Origin of the sequence: Streptomyces sp. NPDC006265 (assembly GCF_040613555.1) — a bacterium.
GTDB lineage: Bacteria > Actinomycetota > Actinomycetes > Streptomycetales > Streptomycetaceae > Streptomyces.
The window spans coordinates 1-2556 of the sequence record NZ_JBEXSH010001096.1 but is presented as its reverse complement, the minus strand read 5'-3'; the positions used below and the strand labels follow the sequence as shown (position 1 = coordinate 2556).

The 2556-nt window shown below is 67.6% G+C and carries 2 protein-coding genes and 1 pseudogene; 1 reads left to right on the top strand and 2 read right to left on the bottom strand.

Features of this window, described 5'->3' with window-relative positions:
• Positions 1–141: 141 nt before the first annotated feature.
• The gene (gene sucD, locus ABZ281_RS45695) at positions 142–1026 is read right to left on the bottom strand and encodes a succinate--CoA ligase subunit alpha (RefSeq protein WP_142160428.1); all 885 of its coding nucleotides are present in this window, start codon (positions 1024–1026) and stop codon (positions 142–144) included.
• A gap of 21 nt (positions 1027–1047) precedes the next feature.
• Positions 1048–2226: an ADP-forming succinate--CoA ligase subunit beta gene (gene sucC / locus ABZ281_RS45690; protein WP_356664328.1), complete on the bottom strand. Its 1179-nt coding sequence runs from the start codon at positions 2224–2226 to the stop codon at positions 1048–1050.
• A gap of 237 nt (positions 2227–2463) precedes the next feature.
• Here sucC and ABZ281_RS45685 point away from each other — a divergent pair.
• A pseudogene (locus ABZ281_RS45685) lies at positions 2464–2556 on the top strand (heme-binding beta-barrel domain-containing protein); the annotation flags it as partial.

Sequence of the window (2556 nt, the reverse complement as noted above, 5' to 3'; positions counted from 1 at the left end):
GGTGATGCCGGCCTTGTAGACGCGCGGGGTGCCCTTGTTGGGGCCGGTGCGCTCGTAGGTGCCGGTGAACTTCTTCAGGTTGAAGCCAACCGATGAGCTCTGGGCTCAGCCGTACGGCGTCATGCAGAGGTACGGCGTGCTTCAGCCCGCGAGGATCTCGCGCGCCAGCTTGGCCGTCTCGGTCGGGGTCTTGCCGACCTTGACGCCGGCGGCCTCGAGGGCCTCCTTCTTCGCGGCGGCCGTGCCGGAGGAGCCGGAGACGATGGCGCCGGCGTGGCCCATGGTCTTGCCCTCGGGCGCGGTGAAGCCCGCGACGTAGCCGACGACCGGCTTCTTCACGTTCTCCTTGATGAAGGCCGCGGCCCGCTCCTCGGCGTCGCCGCCGATCTCACCGATCATGACGATCAGGTCGGTGTCGGGGTCGGCCTCGAACGCGGCGAGGGCGTCGATGTGGGTCGTCCCGATGACCGGGTCGCCACCGATGCCGACGGCGGAGGAGAAGCCGATGTCACGCAGCTCGTACATCATCTGGTACGTCAGCGTGCCGGACTTCGACACCAGGCCGATGCGGCCCGGCTTGGTGATGTCGCCCGGGATGATGCCGGCGTTCGACTGGCCCGGGGTGATGAGGCCGGGGCAGTTGGGGCCGATGATCCGGGTCTTGTTGCCCTGCGACACGGCGTAGGCGTAGAACGCGGCCGAGTCGTGGACCGCGATGCCCTCGGTGATGACGACCGCGAGCGGGATCTCGGCGTCGATGGCCTCGACGACGGCGGCCTTGGCGAACGCCGGCGGGACGAAGAGGACGGACACGTTGGCGCCCGTCTTCTCGATCGCCTCGGCGACCGTGCCGAAGACCGGGATGTCGTTGCCGTCGATGTCGACGGACGTGCCCGCCTTGCGGGGGTTCACGCCACCGACGATGTTCGTGCCGTCGGCCAGCATGAGCTTGGTGTGCTTCATGCCCGTGGCACCGGTCATGCCCTGGACGATGACCTTGCTGTCCTTGTTGAGGAAGATAGCCATGGCTGTTTAGTCCCTCGTCCCTTACTTCGCAGCCGCGAGCTCGGCGGCCTTGTCGGCCGCTCCGTCCATGGTGTCCACGCGCTGAACCAGCGGGTGGTTGGCGTCGGAGAGGATCTTGCGCCCGAGCTCCGCGTTGTTGCCGTCCAGGCGGACGACCAGGGGCTTGGTGACTTCCTCGCCCTTGTCCTTGAGCAGCTGCAGCGCCTGGACGATGCCGTTGGCGACCTCGTCACAGGCGGTGATGCCACCGAAGACGTTGACGAAGACGGACTTGACGTCCGGGTCGCCGAGGATGATCTCCAGGCCGTTCGCCATGACGGCGGCGGAGGCGCCACCACCGATGTCGAGGAAGTTGGCCGGCTTCACGCCGCCGTGCGCCTCACCGGCGTACGCGACGACGTCCAGGGTGCTCATGACGAGACCCGCGCCGTTGCCGATGATGCCGACCTCACCGTCGAGCTTGACGTAGTTGAGGTTCTTCTCCTTGGCGGCGGCCTCGAGCGGGTTGGCCGCGTCCTTGTCCTGGAGGGCCTCGTGCTCCGGCTGACGGAACTCGGCGTTCTCGTCCAGGGAGACCTTGCCGTCCAGGGCGATGACCTCACCGGAGGCGACCTTGGCCAGCGGGTTGACCTCGACCAGGAGGGCGTCCTCCTCGATGAAGGTCTTCCAGAGGGTGACCAGGACGTTCTCGACCTTGTCGGCGACCTCGGCCGGGAAGTTCGCGGCCTCGACGATCTGGCGGGCGACCTCGGGGGTCACGCCCACGTTGGCGTCGATCGGCGTCTTGGCGACGGCCTCGGGGCGGGTCTCCGCCACCTCCTCGATCTCCACGCCGCCCTCGACGGAGGCGATGGAGAGGAAGGTGCGGTTGGCACGGTCCAGGAGGAAGGAGACGTAGTACTCCTCCACGATCTCCGGGGCCGTCTCGGCGATCATCACCTTGTGGACCGTGTGGCCCTTGATGTCCATGCCGAGAATGTTGGTCGCGTGCTCGACCGCCTCGTCGGCGGTCGCGGCCAGCTTCACGCCGCCGGCCTTGCCGCGCCCACCGACCTTCACCTGGGCCTTGACGACGGACTTGCCACCGAGGCGCTCGGTGGCTGCGCGGGCCGCCTCAGGCGTGTCGATGACTTCACCGGCCAGCACCGGTACATCGTGCTTGGCGAAGAGGTCCCTCGCCTGGTACTCGAACAGGTCCACGCGCTTCCGTCCCTATCAGTGATCTCGCGGTTCGTTGTCTGCGTGGGCGTGCCGCGAGGGCAACGTGACGTCCGCTGTCTGTCACAAGGGAGGCGCACACGGTGTCCGAGCGCGCGGCATGTCCGTCTCGCAGGTTATCGCTGCTTCCGGGAGGCCTCTAAATCGAGGGTCACACCTGAGCGGTGATACCTGTCACATGATGCCGCGCTCTCTGGCACGGCGTGCCGGGTGTGAGGGGCGGGCGCGGGCGTGCACGACTTCCCCGGCTCCGAGAAGTGCAACTTCGGGCAGGAGGTCACCTTCACCCACGACGGCCGGGACTTCCTGGAG

Coding starts and splice junctions, on each gene's coding strand:
- sucD (WP_142160428.1), bottom strand. CDS start 1,026: ATGGCTATCTTCCTCAACAAGGACAGCAAGGTCATCGTCCAGGGCATG.